Raw genomic sequence first — 3,087 nt, forward strand, 5'->3', positions numbered from 1 at the left:
ACTCAACGTCTTCTTTCAACTGCTCTAAGCCTGCCAGTAAGTTTTGACCGTTTTGCTCAAGTGTCAGCTTCAAAAGCTCTGGGTTAGTGGCGATGAAGTTGGAAGGAGAAAGGGCGTTAATGGCTTGGCGAGAGAAAAAAATAATACGTTCTTTCGTCTTTTCATCTAAGCCTTCCAAAGACTCGATGGTGTCCAGATAGGTCTTACTAAATAAAAGGTAGGATTGTTTGATGAAGCTATACATGGCTTCATTTTGCCACGCTTCGTTTGAGAAACGCTTATCCCCTTTTTCAGCTTCGACGATTTGTGCTTGGTTCCCTGCCAATGCAACATTCTGCCAAATTTGCAGCTGCTGTTCCCACCACTGTGCTTGCAGCTTTAAAATCGCAGCAGGCTGATTCGCAGCTTGTTCGAACAGTTTGGCAGTATCCTCAAAGTTCACTTCTTGCATGGCCTTGTTTAAAGGAGAGTTCACGACTGCCTTGTTCACTTCGAAATCATGCCACCACTGATGATTGGTTTCCTGAAGCTTCACAAGATAGTCCGAAAAGAAGTGTTGAAACATAGTCTTACTCCTATATTCGGAAAAAACAACGCCGCCCAAATCTAGGGGCGGCGAGAATCGGACAAATTACGCTGGAGTAACAGTCTTTAGATTTTCCGAAGTCATTTTCTCAACGTCTTCTTTGAACTCTTTTGCAATCGCTTGAAGCTTGTTGCTGTCATCCATCATTTGTTGAGAAAGTTTAGTAAGTACGCTTAGTTGCTGACTGTTGAAAGCAGTCAATGACGTTACGTCTTTGATTTCTGTCGCTGCTTTCATCTGGTTTAGACCCACTTCACTGTATGTGCGAATGGCGTTCAATTGAAGCTCGGTCAACACTTCTACGTTTTTTGTCACTAGCTTGTTGAACTTCAAGTAAGGTTCTAGATTTTTTTCAGTTTGATCGCTAAATGTTTTGAAGAAATCTGTGTACATGGTTTGTCTCCTAGAGAAAGAATTAAAAATGTCCGTTTAAATAATTACTTAACTGTCTTTACAACCACAGCCGTGCCCATGCCGCCGCCCACACAAAGTGAAGCAACGCCATATTGACCATTTTGTTTATGAAGCTCGTGAACCAGCGTGACTAAGATTCGGTTTCCAGATGCACCAAGCGGGTGTCCTAGCGCGATAGCACCACCGTTAAAGTTCGCTTTATCTTGAATCGCGTTAACTGGAACTTGGTTTGTTTCCGCCAACTGATGAATCACGCCAAGTGCTTGCGCTGCAAATGCTTCGTTTAACTCGTAAACGTCGATATCATTTACTGTGAGTTCTGCTTTTTCGAGTGCTTTATTGACCGACTCAACAGGACCTAGGCCCATGATCTTCGGATCAAGACCCGATTGCGCGTAGCTTACGATCTCAGCAAGCGGCGTTAATCCATGCGCTTTAACTGCGCTTTCAGACGCCACGATAATCGCACTCGCTCCATCGTTAATGCCTGATGCATTACCCGCAGTCACAGTGCCTTCGCGGTCAAAAGCAGGACGTAGCTTGCTTAAGGCTTCCATTGTCGCGTTCGCTTTTGGGTATTCATCCGTATCAAACATCACGGCTTCACGGCGTTGCTTTACTTCCACTGGCACAATTTCGTCTTGAAATTTGCCAGCTTCGATAGCGGCTACCGCTTTCTGTTGGCTAGACAGCGCGTATTCGTCTTGCTGCTGGCGAGTTAAGCCGATTTGTTTTGCTACGTTTTCTGCCGTCACACCCATGTGATATTGGTTGTAAACATCGGTTAAACCGTCCGCTACGAGCAGATCTTTTAGCTCCAGATTGCCCATTTTGTTGCCATCACGAATGCTGCTTGGTGCAGCAAACGGAATCTGAGACATGACTTCAACACCCGCTGCTACAACGATCTCAGCATCGCCACTACGGATATGGGACACGGCATCCATGACCGTTTTCATGCCACTACCGCAAACCATGTTTACGCCATATGCAGGAACAGATTCAGGAATCCCCGCAAACAGTGCCGCTTGGCGGCCAACACCCATTCCTTGACCTGCACCAACAACGTTGCCAACAATCACTTCGTCAACCTTGTCGCCAGGCAACTTTGCCGCTTCCAACGCGCCTTTAATCGCTACTGCTGCCAGATCGCCAGCAGAAGTATTTTTCAGGCTGCCACCAAAAGCGCCGATTGGGGTACGCTTCGCCGCTACGATAAATACTTTTTCCATCATCTTATCTCCTTAGTGCATGTATAGGCCGCCGTTCACCGACAAAGTCTCTCCGGTGATATAGGCGCCCGCATCGCTGACCAAGAAGCTCACTGATGCTGCAATTTCTTCTGGTGTCGCAAAACGTTTCATTGGAATTTGGTTCGTGATAGATTCCAGCACTTCTGGCTTCATTTGCTCAACCATTGGCGTACCCGTGTAACCCGGCGCGATAACATTAACTGTTACACCCGAGCGAGCACCTTCGTATGCTAAGGCTTTAGAGAAACCGATCATCCCAGCTTTCGCCGCCGAGTAGTTTGCTTGACCAAACTGCCCTTTAAGACCATTGACTGAAGAGATATTGATGACACGACCACCGCCTTTTTCGCACATTGCAGCAAAGAGGGGTTGCGTAACGTTGAATAAACTATTGAGGTTGGTATTGATGACATCATTCCAAGCTTGCGCAGTCATCTTTTTAAACACGCCATCACGTGTAATTCCTGCGTTGTTGACAACAACATCAATGGTTCCTTCCTCCCCAAGCAATTGCGCCAATTTCTCTGCACACTCTGTCGTGTTTGTTACATCCAACTCAAAAAGGCGAACCTGATCTTTGGTAAACCCTTTGCTGTTGAACCACTCCAGCGCACATTCGTAGTTACCTGTGAAATAAGTAGCGATTACACGGTAACCGTCATTGACTAATTGAGAGGAAATAGCAGAACCAATTCCGCCTTTTGATCCAGTGATCAAAGCGACTTTCTTCATTGAAGACTCCATTCTTAACGGCATTTAAAAAGCAAACTTAATACACTGATGAAATAGTTCATCAACTGACGTGTTTATTTATTCTTTTGACAACCAATCCCG

Annotated in this window: 3 protein-coding genes and 1 pseudogene; all 4 read right to left on the minus strand. The window is 45.7% G+C overall.

All coding sequences use genetic code 11. The features are described 5' to 3' along the window. Positions 1 to 565 (minus strand): annotated as a pseudogene (locus tag CAG68_RS00345) (class I poly(R)-hydroxyalkanoic acid synthase); the annotation flags it as partial. 66 nt (positions 566 to 631) lie between these two features. Further along, positions 632 to 979 (minus strand): phasin family protein, encoded by a 348-nt coding sequence (locus tag CAG68_RS00350; protein WP_005373550.1) that lies wholly within the window; start codon positions 977 to 979, stop codon positions 632 to 634. A gap of 44 nt (positions 980 to 1,023) precedes the next feature. Beyond that, entirely contained in the window at positions 1,024 to 2,232 is a 1,209-nt protein-coding gene (locus tag CAG68_RS00355) for an acetyl-CoA C-acetyltransferase (protein ID WP_161440639.1), read from the minus strand. 12 nt (positions 2,233 to 2,244) lie between these two features. Beyond that, positions 2,245 to 2,985: a 3-oxoacyl-ACP reductase gene (locus CAG68_RS00360; protein ID WP_161440638.1), complete on the minus strand. Its 741-nt coding sequence runs from the start codon at positions 2,983 to 2,985 to the stop codon at positions 2,245 to 2,247. Positions 2,986 to 3,087: the final 102 nt, after the last annotated feature.

The organism is Vibrio sp. V42_P2S4T144 (assembly GCF_009904715.1).
GTDB classification, from domain to species: Bacteria; Pseudomonadota; Gammaproteobacteria; order Enterobacterales; family Vibrionaceae; genus Vibrio; species Vibrio alginolyticus.